Here is a 17,973-nt window from a genome sequence, read left to right on the forward strand (position 1 = left end):
CGCAACGACCAACGTCACGACCAACAGAAGGAGGGACCACCCCATGCGCATCAAGACCATCCTCGCCGGCGCCACGGCGCTGCTGGCCGCGGCCGGCGCCGCGCAGGCGCTGACCGTCAACGTCGTCGGCAATCTCGGCATCACCACCCAGTCCAAGACGCTCGAAGCGCCGTTCTGGAACGAGAAGCTGCCCGAGATCTCCGGCGGCGAAATCACCGCCAACTTCAAGCCGTGGAACGAGATGGGCCTGAAGGGGCCGGAGATCTACCGGCTGCTCGGCCAGGGCGTGATGAACGTGGCCACCGGCCAGCTCGGCCATTCGGCGGGCGACGTGCCGATCAACGACGCCACCGACCTCGCCGGGCTCAACCCCACGATCGAGGAGTTCAAGGCGGTGACCGAGGCGTTCCGCCCGACGCTCTCGAAGTATTACGCCGAGGAGATGGGGCTGGAGATCCTGTCCCTGCATTCCTACCAGGCCCAGATCCTCTATTGCCGCGATGAGTTCTCCGGCCTGGCGGACCTGAAGGGCAGGAAGGTGCGGTCCTCCGGCGCCTCCCAGGCCGACTTCATCGAGTATTTCGGCGGCCAGGCCGTGGCCATGGCCTTCGGCGAGGTCCAGCAGGGCCTCCAGCAGGGCGTCATCGACTGCGCCATCACCGGCACGCTGGGCGGCTATTCGGCCAAGTGGCACGAGGGCGCGGGCTATCTCTACACCCTGCCGATCAACTGGGGCTCGGGCGCGACCATGGCCAACAAGGCCTGGTGGGACGGTCTGCCCGAGGCGCAACAGACCCTGATGCGGACCGAGATCTCCAAGCTCGAAGCCGAGATGTGGGCGCTGAACGCCAAGGAGAACGAAATCGGCATCGCCTGCAATACCGCCGGCCCCTGCCCCGAGGGCGAGCCCGCCGGCATGGTCCGCGTCGACCCGACCCCCGAAGACGTGGAGCTGCGCCGCAAGGCCATGCTCGAAGCGGTTCTGCCCGGCTTCAAGGCCCGCTGCGGCGAGGCCTGCACCGGGATGTGGAACGCCGAGATCGGCCCGGTCGTCGGCCTGACCATCGACTGACCCGTCCTGCGGCGGCGCCGGCGCGCGACGCCGGCGCCGCCGCCCGCCTTCCGCCCGGCGCGCCCCCTGTCGGGCCGGGCGGCCGGCCGTCCGGAGCGTGTTGGCTCGCCGGGCGGCTCTCCTTCCCGCGGCGGTCTTTGCCGGGCCGCTGCGGGAGGGCTTTTTCCCCGCCCGAGCCCGCCCTCGCGTTTCGTCGTCGCCCGACGGCCTCCCGCCTGTCTCTGGATCCGCGCCCGATGCCTCGCCTGACCGACCCCGAATTCGACGCCCTGCTGCTGGACGCCGCCGCCGGCGCCGCCGCCGCCGAGGATCTGGAGCGCGCCTTCGCCGCGCTGACCGCCGCCGCCCGGGCCGGGCTCGGCGATCCCGACGCCGCCGCGGCCCCCGGCGGGCTGAAAGCGGGCGAGCGCGACTACCGCATCGGCGGCGTGTTCCTCGTCACCCCCGACCGGCGCTACAACATGCTGGTGGCCTCCGCCGGCTTCCCGCCCGAGCAGCGCCGCCTGTGCATCCCAATCGACTGGAACCATCCCGGCGTGGTGGTCGCCGACCGGCGCCCGGTGCTGGTGGCCAATACCGACGCGGACGCGGGCTTCCGCCAGTTCCTCAAGACCTCGCGCATGGGGTCGTCGATCTATCACCCGTTCTTCGCGGGCGGCCGGCTGGTCGGCCAGATCGTCGCCGCCTCGCAGGCGCGGCTGACCTATGACGCGACCGATCTCGCCCGGCTGGGCCGCCTCGCCTGGTCCGCCGCGCTGAGCTGGGCCTCGCGGAGCGGCGAGGCCTGGCTCGCCGCCGACTATCCCGCCCCCGACCTCTGGCGCGCGGAGGAGCACGCATGACCCACACGACCGACACCCCCCCCGACGCCGCCGCCGACGCCCCGATCGTCGACGTCATCGTCGACCACGTTCTCGGCGCCCGCTACGAGGACCTGTCGGACCACGACCTGCACCGGGCCCGCACCTACCTGCTGGACACGTTGGGCGTGGCCATCGCGGGGTCGCGGGGCGCGGCCATCGACGCGCTGATCGACACCGCCCGCGGCTGGGGCGACGGCGACGAGGCCACCGTCTGGGTGACCGGCGAACGCCTGCCCGCCACCCAGGCCGCGGTGGTCAACGCCTACCAGATCCACTGCCTGGAATACGACTGCGTGCACGAAGCCGCGGTGGTGCATCCCATGGCGACCGTGCTGTCGGCGCTGATGGCCTTTTGCGAGCGCCGCGCGGGGCGGGGACAGCCGGTCTCGGGCCGGGACTTCCTGCTGGCCATGTGCATCGGGATCGACGTGGCCACCCTGATGGGCGTCGCCGCCCACGGCCCGATCCGCTGGTTCCGCCCCGCCACCGCCGGCGGTTTCGGCGCCGTGGCCGCCATGGCCCGGCTGGAAGGACTGGACAAGACCGGAGTGAAGGACGCCTTCGGCGCCATGTATGGCCAGACCTCCGGAACCCTGCAGCCGCATGTCGAGGGCTCGCCGGTGCTGGGCCTCCAGATCGGTTTCAACGCCCGCGCCGCGATCTGCGCCATCGACCTCGCCCGCGCTGGCTTCCGCGGCCCGCATGACGTGTTCGACGGGCCCTACGGCTACTTCCGGCTGCTGGAGGACGGGGCCTTCGATCTCGCCCCGATCCGGGAGACGTTGGGGCGCGAATGGCAGGTCTCACGCCTGTCGCACAAGCCCTTCCCCTCCGGCCGGCTCACCCACGGCGTCGTGGATGCGCTGATGCGCCTGACCGCCGCCCATGGCTTCGCGCCGGAAGACGTGGCCTCGGTCAAGGGGACCGCCCCGCCGCTGGTCACCCGCCTGGTCGGGCGCCCGGACATCCCCAACCCCGAGCCCAACTACGCCAAGCTCTGCCTGCGTTTCGTGGCCGGCGCCTGGCTGGCGCGCGGCAAGGTCGACGTGCCCGAGTTCTCCGACCCCGAAGTGCTGGCCGATCCGCGGATCCACGACTTCGCCGCGCGGGTGGAGGTGGAGACCGACGACAACCCCTCGCAGAGCGCGCTGGCCCCGCAATGGTGGCAGGTGACGCTGACCGACGGGACGATCCACGAGATCGACCTCCCCCATGTCTACGGCCACCCGATGGCGGCGCTGACCGACGACGAGAACCTCGCCAAGTTCCGACGCTGCGTCGGCTGGGGCCGCGCCCCGATGGCCGGAGACGCGGCCGACGCCCTGATCGCCGCCGTCGCCGCCGCCGAGACGCTGGACGACGCCGGCGCGCTCGCCCGCATGACGGTGATCCCCGGCGCACGGGACTGACCCGCAGGCCGCAAATTTGTCCGGACAACTCCTTGACAGAATCGCAGGGCAGAGCCGATAGTCCAGACAAATGCGGCCCCCGCGCCGCGCCATAAAAAGGCGACCAGGACCCATGGCCGGAACCATCGAGAAAGTCGGCGAGAACCGCTACCGGGAGCGCTTCGGGCGCTATTTCGAGGATTTCCAGCCGGGCGACATCTACGAGCATCGCCCCGGCCGGACCATCACCGAGACCGACAACACCTGGTTCACCCTGCTGACGATGAACACCCATCCGATGCATTTCGACGAGGAATACGCCAGGCATTCCGAGTTCGGGAAAACCATCGTCTGCTCGCCGCTCACCGTGGCGCTGATGGTCGGCATGTCGGTGACCGACGTCTCCCAGAAGGCCATCGCCAACCTGGGCTGGACCGACATCAAGCTGACCTTCCCGCTCTTCGCCGGGGACACGCTGACCGCCGAATCCGAGGTGCTCGACAAGCGCGAGAGCAAGTCCCGCCCGGGCGCCGGCCTCGTCACCGTCGCCACCCGCGGCTTCAACCAGAACGGCAAGGAGGTCTGCTCCTTCGTGCGCACCGTGCTCGTCGCCAAGCAGGGCTTCGAGAACGAAGAGAAGGCGGGCTACTGATGGCCGCCGCGCTCTCCGACGACGACCGCATGATCCTGGAGGCGGTCGAGAAATGGCTGGAGCGGGACGTGCGCCCGCATGTGCTCAAGCTCGAACATGCCGACGAATGGCCCGAGGAGATGGTGGGCCAGATGGCCGAACTGGGCCTCTTCGGCGCCACCATCCCCGAGGAATACGGCGGGCTCGGCCTGTCGGCGACCACCTACGCGATGATCGTGGAGAAGATCGCCGAAACCTGGATGAGCCTGTCGGGCATCTTCAATTCCCACCTCATCATGGCGTCCTGCGTCACCCGCATGGGCACGCCGGAGCAGAAGGCCGAATGGCTGCCCCGCTTCGCCACCGGAGAACTCCGCGGCGGCCTGGCGCTGACCGAACCCGACGCGGGCACCGACCTTCAGGGCATCCGCACCCGCGCGCGCAGGGACGGCAACGGCTACGTCATCGACGGGACCAAGACCTGGATCTCCAACGGCATCCACGGCTCGGTCTTCGCGCTGCTGGTCAAGACCGATCCGGAGGCGACGCCGCGCCACAAGGGCATGTCCATGTTCCTCGCCGAGAAGGGCGAGGGGTTCACCGTCTCCAGAAAGCTGGAGAAGCTGGGCTACAAGGGCATCGACTCGGCCGAGCTGGTCTTCGAGAACTTCCGCGTCGGCGGCGACCGCCTGATCGGCGGGGTCGAGGGCAAGGGATTCCAGACCGCCGTCGGCGGGCTGGAACTGGGCCGCATCAACGTCGCCGCGCGCGGCTGCGGGCTGGCCTCCGCCGCGCTCAAGGATTCCGTCCAGTACGCCCAGATCCGCAAGACCTTCGGCAAGAAGATCGGCGAGCATCAGGCCATCCAGCTCATGCTCGGGGAAATGGCCACCCGCGCCCGCGCCGCCACCCTGCTGACCTATGACGCCGCCGCCGCCTATGACCGGGGCGAGCGCTGCGACATGGAGGCGGGGATGGCGAAATACGCCGCCTCCGAAGCCGCGGTCGCCAACAGCCTCGACGCCATGCGGATCCATGGCGGCTACGGCTATTCCAAGGAACTGCACGTGGAGCGGTATTACCGCGACGCCCCGCTGATGTGCATCGGCGAGGGCACCAACGAAATGCAGCGCATCATCATCGCCCGGCAGCTGATGGAGCGGTCGCCGGCGTGATCTCCGGGGGGGCGTCCCCGCCGGGGCGCCCTCCTGTCCGACCCGAGATCCCGGCGCAGAACCGGGTCCGGCCGCCCCGTTCAACAACGTCCAACAGCGTCCAACAGACCCCTGGAGGTTTCCCGCATGACCCTGCGCCTCGCCGTGGCCGGCCTTTTCGCCGGCGCCCTCGCCCTTCCCGCCGCCGCGGCGGAATGGGACGTCGCCTTCCCCTGGGGGGCGACCGAATTCCACACCGTCAACGGCATGGCCTATGCCAGGGCCGTCGAAGAGGCGACCGGGGGCGAGGTCAAACTGACCATCCACCCCGGCGGCGCGCTGGGCGTGAAGGCCAATGAGAGCCTGCGCGCGGTGGAGGACGGCGCCGTCCCCATGGCCGAATACGGCATGTTCCAGAATGTCGGCGACGTGCCGATCCTGGGCATCGAGGCGATCCCCTTCCTGGTGAAGGACTACGCGCAGCTGAAGGTCATGCATTCGCTGGTGCGCCCGATCTGGGAAGCCGAGCTGGAGAAGCGCAACCAGAAGCCGCTCTACATGGCGCCCTGGCCGTCGCAGAACTTCTTCACCAAGAAGGAGATCAACACCTTCGAGGACTTCGAAGGCATCAAGATGCGCACCTATGACGCCAACACCGCCACCATGGTCGCGCGGCTCGGCATGGCGGCGCTGCAGATGAACAACGCCGACATCGTGCCGGCGCTGGCCACCGGCAAGCTGGACGCGGTGATGACTTCGGGCTCGACCGCGGCGGCGCAGAAATACTGGGAATTCCTCGACCACGTCTACAACACCAACCACCTGTGGGCGACCAACGTGCTGGTGGTGAACCTCGACTACTGGAGCGAGCTGACCGAAGAGCAGCGCGGGATCATGGAGAGCCTGGCCGAGAAGATGGAGCCGGAGTTCTGGGCGATCTCCGAGGCCGAGCACGCCAAGCGCATGGCCCAGTTGCAGGAGAACGGGATGACCGTTCAGGCCCCGTCGCCGGAGATCCTCGCCAAGATGCGCGAAGTGACCGCCGACATGGCCGACGATTTCGTCGCCCGCGTGCCCGAGGCCGGCCCGATCATCGAAGAATTCAAGGCCCGGACCGCCGAGTAAGCCGACCCCGCCGGGGTCCGGGCCGCGCGCCCGGACCCCGGTTTCGGTTTCGCTTTCGGTTTCGCCCCCGATCGGCCGGGGGCGGGCGGGACCGGGGGGAGCGCCGCGGCGCGCTCGCCCCGCCCGAGACCTCGCCCCCGCCGGTCCGCGACGAAGACCGGGGCCGGCGAAGGCCTCTCTCCCCCCGCCTCTCCCAACCCGGAGTCGCTCACGATGCGCGCCCGTTCCTCGCCTCCCGCCCGTTCCGCAGCCCGACGCCCTCCGGTCCGACGCCTGCCGGGCGGTCCGGCCGCCGCCTCCGCGCGCGACGCCACCGCTTGCGCCGGGAACGCCCGCGCCGGGAACGCCCGCGGCGAGGCCGGCTGACCCGCCCATCCCCCAACCGACCGGGACCCTCCGCGTCCCGGCCCGCCCCACCAGACCCCGCCCCACCAGACAGGGAGGCGCCCATGAAGATCCTTCTCAAGACGATCGACGCGCTCTGCGTCGCGGGGGCGGTGGTGGCCGCGCTCTGCGCCGCGGCGCTGGCGGTCATCCTCATCATCGAGGTCGTGGCGACCTCCTTCTTCGCCTGGTCGCAGCCCTGGGCGGTGGAATATTCCGGCTACCTGCTGGCCGCGACGCTGTTCTGCGGCTCCGGCTGGACCCTGCGCGACGCGGGCCATGTGCGGGTGCAGGTGCTCACCAACCTGCTGCCGCCGGGCGCTCAGCGCGCGGCGGACATGCTGGGCGCCGCCTTCGCGCTGGGGGTGGCGTGCTTCGCGTCCTGGTCGATGGTCGAATACGCCGTGCGCTCGGCCGGCTTCGGCTCCACCTCGGTCTTTCCCACCCGCACGCCGCTGGTCTACCCGCAGGGCCTGCTGGCCGCGGGGCTGGTGGTGCTGACGCTCGGCCTGCTGGCCCGGCTGATCCGCCTGATCCGGGGCGAGGCGCCGGAGACCTCCGGCGCAGAGGAGACCCATATATGACCGCCCCCCTCGGCTTCATGGCCGGCCTGCTGCTGCTGACGCTGGGCGGCGGGGTCTGGGTCGGCTTCTCGCTGCTCTCGGTCGGCATCCTGTCGCTGGAAGTCTTCAAGAACATGAAGGTGGACCGGTTCCTGGCCGGCGACCTGTGGTCCTCGACCACGGCGCTGGAGCTGGTGACGCTGCCGCTGTTCATCCTGATGGGCGAGATCCTGTTCCACACCCGCCTGAGCGAGAACCTCTTCGCCGGCCTCGCCCCCTTCGTGCGGCGCCTGCCGGGGCGGCTGACGCATATCACCGTGCTGGGCTGCACGATCTTCGCCGCGGTCTCGGGCTCGTCGGCCGCGACCACCGCCACGGTCGGGCGCATCACGCTCAAGGAGCTTGAGGCGCGCGGCTACGACCGGACCCTGTCCGCCGGCGCGCTGGCCGGCGCCGGGACCATGGGGCTGCTGATCCCGCCCTCGATCCCGCTGATCGTCTACGGGGTGCTGGCCGAGGTCTCGATCCTCGACCTGTTCATCGCCGGCGTGATCCCGGGGCTGATCCTCGCGGCCCTGTTCATGAGCTGGATCGGCCTCGCCGCCAGCTTCCGGACCGGCGCCCTGCCCCCGCGCGAACCCTCGACCAGCTGGGGTCACAAGGCGCGGGCGCTGGTCAAGCTGCTGCCGGTCTCGGTGCTGATCGTCTTCGTGCTGGGCTCGATGTATGCGGGCTTCGCCTCGGTGACCGAGGCCGCGGCGGTGGGCGTGCTGGGCGGGCTGGTCCTGGCGGCGAGCGAGGGGCAGCTTTCGCTGACCATGCTGCGCAAGGCGCTGGGCTCGACGGTCCGGACCTGCTCGATGATCGGGCTGATCCTGTGCGGGGCGCTGTTCCTGTCCAAGGCCATGGCGCGGCTGGCGATCCCCACCGACGTGGCCGCGGCGATCCAGGCGCTGGAACTGTCGCCGACCCTGCTGATCCTGATCCTGATGGTGTTCTATCTCGGGCTCGGCTGTTTTCTCGACGGGCTGTCGACCATCGTGATGACCCTGCCCGTCACCCTTCCCCTGGTGCTGGCCGCGGGTTTCGACCCGGTCTGGTTCGGCATCTTCCTGATCGTGACGGTGGAGATGGCCCAGATCACCCCGCCGATCGGTTTCAACCTGTTCGTGATCCGGGGGCTGACCGGCATGCCGTTGGGACGCATCGCCTGGGCGGCGGCGCCGTTCTGCCTGCTGATGGTGGGGCTGGTGCTGCTGATGGTGGCCTTCCCGGGGATCGTGACCTGGCTGCCGGAGCGCCTGCGATGACCTTGCAAGACACCTATGCCGACGGGGCGCTGACCCTCGTGGTCGAGGGACGGGTCGCCACCCTGACCCTGAACCGCGAGGCGCAGCGCAACGCCTTCAACCTCGCCATGTGGGAGGCCCTGCCCGGGATCGCCGCCGGGGTCGCCTCCGACGACCGGATCCGGGTCCTGCTGGTGCGCGGGGCGGGGGAGCGGGCGTTCTCGGGCGGCGCCGACATCGCCGAGTTCCCGCAGGTCTATGAGACCGCCGCCACCGCGCGGGCCTACAATGACGCGGTGCGGGCGGGGCAAAGCGCCATGGCCCGCCTGCCCAAGCCGGTGATCGCGGTGGTGTTCGGGGCCTGCGTGGGCGGCGGCTGCGGGTTGTCGCTGGCCTGCGACCTGCGCTTCGCCGCCGCGGGGGCGCGTTTCGGCATCCCGCCCGCGAAACTCGGCGCGGCCTATTCCTTCGGCGACGTGAAGCAGCTGATGCAGCTGGTCGGCCCCGCGCGGGCGAAGGACATCCTCTTTTCCGGCCGCCTGCTGGAGGCCGAGGAGGCCCTGCGCATCGGCCTCATCGACCGTGTCTTCGCCGCGGAGGCGCTGGCGGCCGAGGCGATGGCCTATGCGGAGGGTCTGGCGACGCTCTCCCCCGTGTCGCTGACGACCTCCAAGCAGATGGTCCAGGCGATCCGCGACGGGGCGGAGGAGGAGACGCCGGAGCTTCGCGCGCTGTTCGACGCCGCCTTCGCCTCCGACGATTTTCAGGAGGGCTACCGCGCCTTTCTCGAAAAGCGGGCGCCGGATTTCGGTTGAGCCCGGCCCGGGCCCGGGCCAGCGACCGGGACAGCGACCGGGCCAGCGACCGGGACATGGAAAAGGGGGCCGCGCGAGGCCCCCTTTTTCATGCGACGCCGTAGGGCGGGTTCCTACCCGCCATCCCCGGCCTGCCCCTCCCGACGCTCCCGGCCTCTCCGGTCGCGACGGCGGGTTCGCACCCGCCCTACGGGTTCAGCGCCAGGTCCAGCGCCTCCGCCCAGGCGGTCAGCCGGGCCTCCGACCAGGGCGCGCCGAGCAGCTGCACCGAGGCCGGCAGGGTCTCGCCCGCCAGCGGAACCGGGAGCGTCACCGCCGGCGCCCCGGCGAAATTGGCCAGCGCGGTGAAATCGGCCTGGTTGGCGGGCGCGGGCGTCCCGTGCGGAAAGGCCCGTTGCGGGGCGGTGGGCAGGATCAGCGCATCGCATTCCGCCAGCCCCCGCGCGCAGGCCGCCGCCGCCGCGCGGATGCGGGCGTAGGCGTCGACCATGCGCAGCGCGCCGGCATCCCGCCCATAGGCCAGCAGCGCCGCCAGGTGGTCCGAGATCGCGCCCTGCGTCTCCATCAGCGACGCCATCTCCACCGCGCCCTCGGCCTCGGAGATCAGCAGACCCCCGCGGCGCGCGCGCCCCGGGTCCCAGCCCTCCAGGTCCAGCGCCACCACCCGCGCGCCGAGCCGCTTCGCGACCTCCACCGCGCGGGCGAGCCCCTCGCGGACAGCGGGTTCGCAGTCCACCGTCTCGATCTGCTTCGGCAGGCCCAGCCGCACCCCGCGCAGGGAGATGTCGGGCCGCGCCGACCAGCCGCCGCGGGCCGGGCGGGCGTCCGGGTCCTCCGGATCGACGCCGGCCAGCGCCTCCAGCGCCGGCCACAGATCCGCGGCGCGGCGGGTCAGCGGCCCCACGGTGTCGAGCGTGGGCGCGAGATAGGCGAGCCCGGCGCGCCCGATCAGCCCCGCGGTGGGCTTGGCGCCGCAGATCCCGCAATAGGCGGCCGGAATGCGGACCGAGCCCATGGTGTCGGTGCCCAGCGCCAGGTCCGCCAGCCCCGCCGCCACCGCCGCCCCCGACCCGCCGGACGACCCGCCCGGCGTCAGGGCGTTCCCCTGCGCATCGGGGCCCAGCGGGTTCATGCAGCGCCCGAAGGCGTCGTTGTCGGTGGTCGCGCCCAGCGCCCCCTCATGCAGGTTCACCCCGCCGAGGATCACCGCCCCCGCCGCCCGCAGCCGCGCGACCGCGGTCGCATCCGCCGCCGCCACCCGGTCCCGCCAGCCGGCGATGCCCGCCGTCCAGGGCCGGCCCGCCATGGCGAGGTTGTCCTTCACCGCGACCAGCGCGCCGTCCAGCGGCCCCCGCGCCCGGCCGAGACCGGCGCGCGCGTCGGCCTCCGCCGCCGCCGCGACCGCGCCCGCACTGTCGACGGAAAGGAAGATCGCCTCTCCGCCCGCCATGCTCGCCTCGATGCGGGCCAGCGTCTCGCGGGTCCGGGTCTCGACCGCTCCCGGCGCGGGGGCGCCCATCACGACGCCTTTCGCGCGTCGATCAGGCGGAGCGGCTTCTGCCGGCTCTCGATCTGGGTCAGGGGCGCGGTCTCGCCGGGCGCGGCCAGCTCGACCCCGATCTGCACGCCGAGGCGGGTCTTCAGGGCGGCCTCCATGGCCGCGCCCAGGCCCTCGGGGCGGTCCGAGACCTCGGCGATCACCACCATCTCGTCGCGGCCCTCGCGCTTTTCGACCCGGCAGATGTATTCGGCGGCCATCTGCGGGAACTGCGCCGACAGCAGCGCGCCGATGCCCTGCGGATAGATGTTGATGCCGCGCAGCTTCACCATGTTGTCGGACCGGCCCATGAAGCCGCGGATCCGCCCGAAGGGCAGGTCGAGCGGGTTGGCGCCGGGCAGCGCCTCGGTCACGTCATGGGTGTTGAAGCGGATGATCGGGTAAAGGTCGTCCTTGAACAGGCAGGTGCATACCATGTCCCCGATCCCCCCCGGCGCGACCGGGGTCCCGTCCTCCACATCGAGGATTTCGAGGAACTGGGCGTCCTCCATCACATGCATCCCCTCCCGGTCCGGCCCCTGCCCGGCGATGGTCCCGGTGTCGCCGACGCCGTACCAGTCATAGACCGCGGCGCCGCCCCAGGCCTGGGACATGGACTCGGCGCTGTCGGCCCCGATATGGCCGGAAATCATGCGGATGCGAATATCCTCGCCGGGGATCAGCCCTTCCTCGCGCGCCACCTCGGCGAGCCGCTTCACGTAGTCCCCGAAGCCGACGATCGTCGTGGCCCCGAAATCCTTCATCAGGCGCACCTGCTGGGCGGAGCGCATGTCGGCCCCGGTGCCCGCGGTCAGCATCGGCGCCCCGATCCAGTGGTTGATCGCCTCGCGCACATAGTGCCCGCCATTGACCATGCCGAAGCCGTAGACGCAGTGCACCACGTCGTCCGGCGTCATGCCCTGAAGCCGGTAGGTGCGGGCCAGCAGCATGTTCTGCACCTCGCGGCTTCTGGCGCCGTAGATCAGCGGCTGCGGCTTGCCGGTGGTGCCCGAGGTGGTCTGCATGATCATCGGCGGGCGCGGGGCGGCGCCGTGGGAGTCGCGCCCGTGAAAGTCGCCGATGGGCGGGCAGGCCTCGACCGAGGCCATCAGGTCCGACTTGGAATAGGTCGGCAGCTTCGTGATGTCGTCGAGGCTTCGCACATCGCCCGGCTCCACCCCCGCCGCGCCCCAGTGGCGGGCGTAGAAGGGCACCTTCCAGGCGAAATCCATCACCGCGAGGAAACGGGCGTTCTGCTTCGCGCGCAACTCGTCGCGGCTCATGCCGGCATAGGCGCCCAGCAGGTCCACGGGATAGTCGCGGGCCAGGGCGGCGGGGTCGAGCGCGTCGAAATAGCTGGGATAGGCGGTCACGTGTGCATGTCCTCGGGCGTGTATGCGGGCGCTTCGGCGAGCGCCGAGGCGAAGGCGGCGAGGGGCGCGGGGCCCGGGTCGTCGGGAAGGGCGAGGGCGGCGGCGATCAGGCGCTCGGCCTGGTCGGGAGAGCGGCCGCCCGCGGCGCAAAGCGCCCGGGCCTTGGCGATGAGGCGGGCCTCGTCCACCGGGTTCTCGGGGTCGCCGAGCGCGTCGGGGGCCTCCGCCCGCAGGGTCTCGCCGGTGGCGAGGTCGATCTCCACCGCGGCGCCGTAGCGCCGGGGGAAGGCGGCGGTGAAGGCGGGGGTCGCGGCGACGGCGGTCAGGCCGCGCAGGCGGGTGAGGTCGGGGCGGGCGATGGCGTCGGGCTCGAACGCCGCCAGCGGCGGCGGGCCGTCGGCGAGGCAGGCGGCGACGGCGTGCTGCAGGCTGAACTTGGCCTCATGCGTGGTGGTCGGCGCCGGGCGGTCGCAGAAGGTGACGGCCTCGGCATAGGTCTCGATGCGGATGGCGCGGATAGCGGCGGGGGCGGCGCCCCGGGCGCGCAGGTCGAGGGCGGCGTCGATGGCCGGATGCGCATGGCGGCAGGCGGGCCAGGGCTTGAAGCTGACGTCCCAGATCATCCACGGCCCGTCCAGGCGGGCGATGACCGCGGCGGGGTCCGGGTCGGGGCAGAAGGCGTCGTAGAAGCCCTGGGCGCCCTCCAGCATCGCCTCCGGCCCGGTGAAGCCCAGCGCGGCAAGCTCCGCCGCCTGAAGTCCGGACATGGCGGCGCGGGCGGTATGGAGTTGCTTGGTCATCACCGGCTCATGCCGGCAACGCCAGGGCCCCGCGGCCTGCGATCCGGCATTGCCGAGCGCCCAGACCATGGCGTCCTCCGACAGGCCCAGCAGCGCGCCGGCGGCGGCCGCCGCCCCGAACGGCCCGCAGGTCGAGGTGTTGTGCCAGCGCTGGTAATGCCCCGGCCCGACCGAGGCGCCGACGCGGATCATCGCCTCATAGCCGATCACCAGCGCGTCGAGGAACGCCGCCGCGCCCGCCCCCGTCGCCTGCGCGGCCGCCAACGCCGCCGGGATCGCCACCGGCCCCGGATGCAGGATCGAGGTGCGGTGAACGTCGTCCATTTCCAGCACGTTGCCGAGCCCGCCATTGACCAGCGCCGCCGCCGCCGGGGACAGGCCCGCGGCCCCCATTCCGACGCCGACGCAAGCCCCGGCGCCGGTGGCCGCGGCCCCCTGCGCCAGCCGCGCGCCCGCAGGCGAAACCGCGCCCGCCGCGGCGCAGCCGGCCCAGTCCAGCGCGTGCAGCGCGGCGCGGGCCCGATCCTCCGCCCCCGGACGCACGGCGAGACGGCCGGCCAGGCGGCGCAGCAGGGTCGGCGCCATGTCGGGATTCGGGGCGTGAGTCGCGGGCATTGGCTGAATTTTCCGGATGGACTCGGCAAAGTTGTCCGGACATATTCTAACGGCGGTTTCGCGCGGCGCAATCCCCGTCGCATACTGGCCGCCCCGAATGATCCGGAAGGACCGCCGCATGGCCCGCGCCGCATGACCGCCCCATCCTCCGCGTCCTCCCCGCCCTCGCCCGCAGCCGGCCCCCGATACCGGCGCATGGCCAGGACGTTGCAGGCCCGCATCGCCGAAGGTCTGTGGAAAATCGGAGAGGCGCTGCCCACCGAGCAGGAGCTCTGCGCCGAATTCGGCGTCTCCCGCCACACGACGCGCGAGGCGCTGCGGGTGCTGGCGGAGGCCGGGCTGGTGCGCCGCCGGCAAGGCTCGGGCACCGAGGTCATCGCCGACACGCCCCCCGCCCTCTACCGCCACCAGATGCGCTCCCTCAGCGAGCTGCTGGACTACGCCGCCGACACGCGGCTGGAGCTGGTCCCCGCCGAAGGCGATCCGCTGGAACTGGCGCCCGAGGGCCTGACGCTCGCCCCCGGCCCCGGGCCGTGGCTGGCGGTGGAGGGCGTGCGCCGCACCCTCGCCGGCGGGGCGATCAACTTCACCCGGATCTGGTTGCCCGCGGCCTACGCCTCCATCCTGCCGGAGTTCGAGGGCGGCGCCCGCTCGGTCTACGACCTGATCGAGCGGCGCTTCCGCGTGCGGGTGGCGGAGGTGGCGCAGGAGATGACGGGGGCGACGCTCTGCCCCCGCTCCGCCAGGGCGCTGGGGCGGGACGCGGCGGACCCCGCGATCCTGCTGCTGCGCAGCTACCTGGACGCCGAGGCCCGGCCGGTCCTGGTTTCGGCGAGCTGGCACCCCGCCGACACGTTCTCTTATTCCATGCGGCTCCAACGCGACGATACGGCGGGGATGTGATCCCGCCGGCCGGGCGAAGGCAGGTTCGCACCCGCCCTACGCGCGTCGCGCCGGGGTCGCTGGGCGGGTGTGCGCCGAGGTCGTAGGGCGGGTTTCAACCCGCCGCGCCTCAACCCGCCGCGCCGCGCCTTAACCCGGAACCCGCGCGAGGCAGGCCGCCACGACCTCCTCCGGCAGGCCGGCGTCGCGCAGGGTGACCTCGGTATGCTCGCCCAGCCCCGGCAGGGTCGGATCCAGCCGCCCGGGCTCGTCCCGGTAGCGGATCGGCAGACCGATATGCAGGGCGCCGGCGGCGTCGCGCACCTTCATCTCCCGCGCCGCGACCTGGGGGCTGTCGAAGGCCTCTTTCAGGTCCAGCACCGGGGCGAAGCAGACGTCGCGGCCGGCGAACCACGTCTCCCACTCGTCGCGGGTTCTGGTGGCGAAGATCTCGCGCAGGAAGGCCTTCACCGGCGCCTGCCCTTCGCCTGGCGGGCCGTTGGCGATCTCGATCAGGTCGGGACGCTCCAGCGCGGTCAGGAGGGTGGCGACGAACTTGTGCTCCACGCCCCCGAGCACGACATGGCGGTCGTCAGCGGTCCGGTAGATGGAGAAGAAGGCGTAGCCGCCGAAGGAACGCTCGGACTTCACCCGCGGCGCGCGATCCTCCGCGAAAACCGGGCCGACCACGTTGGGCAGCCAGGCCATGCAGGCGTCCTGCATCGACATGTCGATGACATCGCCGCGCCCGGTCTCGTGGCGCCGATAGAGCGCCATCATGATCGCCCCGAAGGTCATCAGCGACGACGCCACGTCGGCTACCGGCATATGCGGATTGGTCGGCTCGCCATCCGCCCCGAGGTTCAGCGAGACCAGCCCCGACAGCGCCTCGATGGCCAGGTCATGCCCCGGCCGCGCCACTTCCGGCCCGGTCTGCCCGAAGGCGGCGATGGAGGCGTAGACGATCCGCGGATTGCGCGCCGTCACCGCGTCCGGGCCGACGCCCAGCCGGTCGACGACACCGGGGCGGAAGGCCTCGATGAACACGTCCGCGGTCTCGGCCAGGCGCAGCAGCGCCTCGCGCCCGGCTTCGGTCTTGAGGTCCAGCACCACGGATTTCTTGCCGCGATGGGTGTTGCGGAACCAGACCGAGACGTCGGTGTGGTCGCGGTAGCCGACCCCGCGCACCGGCTCGCCCGAGGGCGGCTCGACCTTGATCACCTCGGCCCCGTGATCGGCCATCATCATGGTCAGATGCGGGCCGGGCAGGAACATCGACAGGTCGAGCACGCGCAGGCCTTCCAGCTTCATCAGACCGCCCCCGCCGCGCGCAGGGCGGCGATTTCGTCGGCGCCGAAGCCGGCCTCGGACAGCACCGCGTCGGTGTCCGCGCCCAGCGCCGGGGCGGGGCGGGAGGGGGCCTCGGCCTCGCCCACGCGGATGGGGGAGGCGACCATGCCGAAATCCGGGCGCATCGGGTGATCCACCGCCCGCACCCCGCCGCGGTCCCGGAAGAAGGGATTCTCCAGCGCCTGGTCGAGGGTCAGGACCGGGGCGGCGGGGACGCGGCCGCCGAATTCGGCCATCCACTCGGCGGTGGTCTTCCGGCGCGCCAGCGGGTCGAAGATCTCCATCAGCGCGTCGCGGTTGTCGAAGCGGGCGCGCGGGGTGGCGAAGCGGGGGTCGGTCGGCAGGTCGGGCGCGCCCAGCGCCACGGCCAGCGCCTCCCAGAATTTCGGAAGGACGCACATCACGAAGATCCAGCCATCCTTCGTGGGCAGCGTCTCGCAGGGCACGACCGAGGGATGGCCCGAACGCGGCCGACGCCCGGTGACGTCGCCCTCGTTCAGATACCACGTCGCGGGGTAGGAGAGCTGGTGCATGGCCACATCGTAGAGCGACACGTCCATGTCCCGGCCCTTGCCGGTGCGCGCCGCGCCCAGCAGGGCCGAAACCAGGCCCAGCGCCGCGACCACGCCGGTCATGTAGTCCACGATGGACAGGCCCATGCGGGCGGGGGGGCCTTCGGGATCGCCGGTCAGGTGGAACCACCCGGCCTCGGCCTGCATCAGGTAGTCGTAGCCCGGCCACGCGGCCCGCGGCCCGGTGCGCCCATAGGCCGAGAGATGGGCGCAGACGATCTCCGGCTTCACCGGGCCCAGCGCGTCATAGGTCAGGCCCAGCTTGTCGGGGATGTCGCCGCGCAGGTTGTTGAGCACCGCGTCGAAGCCCGGCAGCAGGCGGCGCAGGGCCGCCTGCCCCTCGGGTTTCTTCAGGTCGAGGGTCAGGGAGCGCTTGTTGCGGTTGAAGGTCTGGAAGAAGTGGCTGTCGCCCTCGCCCAGAAAATGCGGCCCCGACGCGCGCGAGCTGTCGCCCGAGCCCGGCGCCTCGATCTTCACCACCTCCGCGCCCATGTCGGCGAGGTAGAGCGAGCCGAAGGGCCCCGCGCCGTATTGCTCGACAGAGAGGATGCGGACGCCTTCGAGCGGAAGCGGCTGGGTCATTCGCCCGCCTCCGCCTGATTCGGGGCCACGCCCGCGGCCTCGGCGGCCTCCATCCGGGCGCGCATGGCGCGGATGACGGGGGCCTCGATCAGCTTGCCGTCGATCACCACCAGCCCGGTCTCGGAGGCTTCGTAGGCCGCGATGACCTTGCGGGCCTGGGCCACCTGCTCGGGGGTCGGCGTGAACACGCCGTTGACCGCGCCGACATTGGTCGGGTGGATGGCGGCCTTGCCGGAATAGCCCATGGCGCGGGCGGCCTCGGCCTCGGCCGCCACGGCGTCGAGATCGCGGAAGTTCAGCGACGGCACGTCCATCGCCGGCACGCCCGCGCGGCGGGCGGCGTGGACGACGCGGGCGCGGGCGTAGGCCAGCGGGCCGGGGGCGTTGTCGCATCCCAGCTCCGCCGACAGGTCCACCGCGCCGAACATGGCGAGCTTCACGCGGGACGAGGCCGCGACGATCTCCTGCACGTTCTCCAGCCCGTCGACGCTCTCGATCAGCACCACGAGCCCGGCGTCGGAACCGGCCTCGGTCAGGGCGGCGTCGACGATGCGCACTTCCGCGGCCTCGTCGACCTTGGGCATGACCACCAGCCCCGCGGCGGGGGCGGCGTCGGCCACGGCGGCGAGATCGCGCAGCCCGGCCACGGTCTTGAGCCCGTTGATGCGCAGGGCGCGGGTGCAGGCGTCGCCCGCCGCGGCGCCGGCCAGCCAGGCCACGCCGTCGGGCCGGGCCGCGTCCTTGCCCGAGGGCGGCACCGCGTCCTCCAGGTCCACGCAGACGATATCGGCGCCCGAGCCCATGGCCTTCTCGAAAATGGCGGGACGGGCCCCGGGGACGAAGAGCAGCGAACGGGTGGCGCCTGGCATGGGGTCGGGTCTCCTCCGGTATCGGCGCGTCGGGGGACAGGGCCGCGCGCCACTTGTCCGGACAAATCCTCCGGATCGGACGGCCTGTCAAGTCGCCATGGCGCCCCGG

At 71.9% G+C, this 17,973-nt stretch carries 16 protein-coding genes; 10 read left to right on the forward strand and 6 right to left on the reverse strand.

Annotation, left to right across the window (positions count from 1 at the left end; translation table 11 throughout):
- Positions 1-43 precede the first annotated feature (43 nt).
- The 9 genes from BLV24_RS14650 (at position 44) to BLV24_RS14690 (ending at position 9,284) form a co-directional block, all read left to right on the forward strand.
- Positions 44-1,072: a TRAP transporter substrate-binding protein gene (locus BLV24_RS14650; RefSeq protein WP_092683080.1), complete on the forward strand. Its 1,029-nt coding sequence runs from the start codon at positions 44-46 to the stop codon at positions 1,070-1,072.
- Between the two features lie 236 nt (positions 1,073-1,308).
- On the forward strand, positions 1,309-1,914 hold the full coding sequence (locus BLV24_RS14655) for a GAF domain-containing protein (RefSeq protein ID WP_092683082.1): 606 nt from the start codon (positions 1,309-1,311) through the stop codon (positions 1,912-1,914).
- Positions 1,911-3,344 carry an MmgE/PrpD family protein gene (locus BLV24_RS14660; protein ID WP_092683084.1) on the forward strand — a complete coding sequence of 478 codons (1,434 nt, stop codon included), beginning with the start codon at positions 1,911-1,913 and terminating at the stop codon, positions 3,342-3,344. Before BLV24_RS14655 ends, BLV24_RS14660 begins: the two co-directional genes overlap by 4 nt.
- 112 nt (positions 3,345-3,456) lie before the next feature.
- Positions 3,457-3,975: a MaoC family dehydratase gene (locus BLV24_RS14665; protein WP_092683086.1), complete on the forward strand. Its 519-nt coding sequence runs from the start codon at positions 3,457-3,459 to the stop codon at positions 3,973-3,975.
- Positions 3,975-5,129, forward strand: coding sequence for an acyl-CoA dehydrogenase family protein (locus BLV24_RS14670; RefSeq protein WP_092683088.1), 1,155 nt, complete (start codon positions 3,975-3,977; stop codon positions 5,127-5,129). Before BLV24_RS14665 ends, BLV24_RS14670 begins: the two co-directional genes overlap by 1 nt.
- A gap of 126 nt (positions 5,130-5,255) precedes the next feature.
- A complete protein-coding gene (locus tag BLV24_RS14675; RefSeq protein ID WP_092683090.1) occupies positions 5,256-6,233 on the forward strand; it encodes a TRAP transporter substrate-binding protein in 978 nt (325 codons plus the stop codon).
- A 449-nt stretch (positions 6,234-6,682) separates the two neighbouring features.
- On the forward strand, positions 6,683-7,201 hold the full coding sequence (locus BLV24_RS14680; RefSeq protein WP_092683092.1) for a TRAP transporter small permease: 519 nt from the start codon (positions 6,683-6,685) through the stop codon (positions 7,199-7,201).
- Positions 7,198-8,490, forward strand: coding sequence for a TRAP transporter large permease (locus tag BLV24_RS14685; protein WP_092683094.1), 1,293 nt, complete (start codon positions 7,198-7,200; stop codon positions 8,488-8,490). The genes BLV24_RS14680 and BLV24_RS14685 overlap by 4 nt, the downstream gene beginning before the upstream one ends.
- Positions 8,487-9,284, forward strand: a complete 798-nt coding sequence (locus BLV24_RS14690) for an enoyl-CoA hydratase-related protein (RefSeq protein ID WP_092683096.1) — start codon at positions 8,487-8,489, stop codon at positions 9,282-9,284. The genes BLV24_RS14685 and BLV24_RS14690 overlap by 4 nt, the downstream gene beginning before the upstream one ends.
- A gap of 187 nt (positions 9,285-9,471) precedes the next feature.
- Here BLV24_RS14690 and BLV24_RS14695 read toward each other — a convergent pair whose 3' ends face one another.
- The 3 genes from BLV24_RS14695 to BLV24_RS14705 are packed head-to-tail and all read right to left on the reverse strand — an operon-like array spanning position 9,472 to position 13,609.
- Positions 9,472-10,803 (reverse strand): amidase, encoded by a 1,332-nt coding sequence (locus tag BLV24_RS14695; protein WP_092683098.1) that lies wholly within the window; start codon positions 10,801-10,803, stop codon positions 9,472-9,474.
- Entirely contained in the window at positions 10,803-12,194 is a 1,392-nt protein-coding gene (locus BLV24_RS14700; protein WP_218133437.1) for a phenylacetate--CoA ligase family protein, read from the reverse strand. Before BLV24_RS14700 ends, BLV24_RS14695 begins: the two co-directional genes overlap by 1 nt.
- Positions 12,191-13,609, reverse strand: a complete 1,419-nt coding sequence (locus BLV24_RS14705) for an MmgE/PrpD family protein (protein WP_092683100.1) — start codon at positions 13,607-13,609, stop codon at positions 12,191-12,193. The genes BLV24_RS14700 and BLV24_RS14705 overlap by 4 nt, the downstream gene beginning before the upstream one ends.
- Before the next feature lie 195 nt (positions 13,610-13,804).
- Between BLV24_RS14705 and BLV24_RS14710 the strand changes: the two genes are divergently transcribed.
- Entirely contained in the window at positions 13,805-14,512 is a 708-nt protein-coding gene (locus BLV24_RS14710; RefSeq protein ID WP_176954767.1) for a GntR family transcriptional regulator, read from the forward strand.
- A gap of 129 nt (positions 14,513-14,641) precedes the next feature.
- Here BLV24_RS14710 and BLV24_RS14715 read toward each other — a convergent pair whose 3' ends face one another.
- The 3 genes from BLV24_RS14715 to BLV24_RS14725 are packed head-to-tail and all read right to left on the reverse strand — an operon-like array spanning position 14,642 to position 17,864.
- A complete protein-coding gene (locus BLV24_RS14715; protein ID WP_092683104.1) occupies positions 14,642-15,802 on the reverse strand; it encodes a CaiB/BaiF CoA transferase family protein in 1,161 nt (386 codons plus the stop codon).
- Positions 15,802-16,995, reverse strand: coding sequence for a CaiB/BaiF CoA transferase family protein (locus BLV24_RS14720; protein ID WP_092683106.1), 1,194 nt, complete (start codon positions 16,993-16,995; stop codon positions 15,802-15,804). The genes BLV24_RS14715 and BLV24_RS14720 overlap by 1 nt, the downstream gene beginning before the upstream one ends.
- Entirely contained in the window at positions 16,992-17,864 is an 873-nt protein-coding gene (locus BLV24_RS14725; RefSeq protein ID WP_092683108.1) for an HpcH/HpaI aldolase/citrate lyase family protein, read from the reverse strand. The genes BLV24_RS14720 and BLV24_RS14725 overlap by 4 nt, the downstream gene beginning before the upstream one ends.
- Between the last annotated feature and the right edge of the window lie 109 nt (positions 17,865-17,973).

The organism is Albimonas donghaensis (genome assembly GCF_900106695.1).
In the GTDB taxonomy this organism is placed as follows: Bacteria; Pseudomonadota; Alphaproteobacteria; order Rhodobacterales; family Rhodobacteraceae; genus Albimonas; species Albimonas donghaensis.

Bases quoted from the DNA above. Each gene is read 5' to 3' on its own strand.
- BLV24_RS14650 (WP_092683080.1), top strand. From the start codon at position 44: ATGCGCATCAAGACCATCCTCGCCGGCGCCACGGCGCTGCTGGCCGCG.
- BLV24_RS14655 (WP_092683082.1), top strand. From the start codon at position 1,309: ATGCCTCGCCTGACCGACCCCGAATTCGACGCCCTGCTGCTGGACGCC.
- BLV24_RS14660 (WP_092683084.1), top strand. From the start codon at position 1,911: ATGACCCACACGACCGACACCCCCCCCGACGCCGCCGCCGACGCCCCG.
- BLV24_RS14665 (WP_092683086.1), top strand. From the start codon at position 3,457: ATGGCCGGAACCATCGAGAAAGTCGGCGAGAACCGCTACCGGGAGCGC.
- BLV24_RS14670 (WP_092683088.1), top strand. From the start codon at position 3,975: ATGGCCGCCGCGCTCTCCGACGACGACCGCATGATCCTGGAGGCGGTC.
- BLV24_RS14675 (WP_092683090.1), top strand. From the start codon at position 5,256: ATGACCCTGCGCCTCGCCGTGGCCGGCCTTTTCGCCGGCGCCCTCGCC.
- BLV24_RS14680 (WP_092683092.1), top strand. From the start codon at position 6,683: ATGAAGATCCTTCTCAAGACGATCGACGCGCTCTGCGTCGCGGGGGCG.
- BLV24_RS14685 (WP_092683094.1), top strand. From the start codon at position 7,198: ATGACCGCCCCCCTCGGCTTCATGGCCGGCCTGCTGCTGCTGACGCTG.
- BLV24_RS14690 (WP_092683096.1), top strand. From the start codon at position 8,487: ATGACCTTGCAAGACACCTATGCCGACGGGGCGCTGACCCTCGTGGTC.
- BLV24_RS14695 (WP_092683098.1), bottom strand. From the start codon at position 10,803: ATGGGCGCCCCCGCGCCGGGAGCGGTCGAGACCCGGACCCGCGAGACG.
- BLV24_RS14705 (WP_092683100.1), bottom strand. From the start codon at position 13,609: ATGCCCGCGACTCACGCCCCGAATCCCGACATGGCGCCGACCCTGCTG.
- BLV24_RS14710 (WP_176954767.1), top strand. From the start codon at position 13,805: ATGGCCAGGACGTTGCAGGCCCGCATCGCCGAAGGTCTGTGGAAAATC.
- BLV24_RS14715 (WP_092683104.1), bottom strand. From the start codon at position 15,802: ATGAAGCTGGAAGGCCTGCGCGTGCTCGACCTGTCGATGTTCCTGCCC.
- BLV24_RS14720 (WP_092683106.1), bottom strand. From the start codon at position 16,995: ATGACCCAGCCGCTTCCGCTCGAAGGCGTCCGCATCCTCTCTGTCGAG.
- BLV24_RS14725 (WP_092683108.1), bottom strand. From the start codon at position 17,864: ATGCCAGGCGCCACCCGTTCGCTGCTCTTCGTCCCCGGGGCCCGTCCC.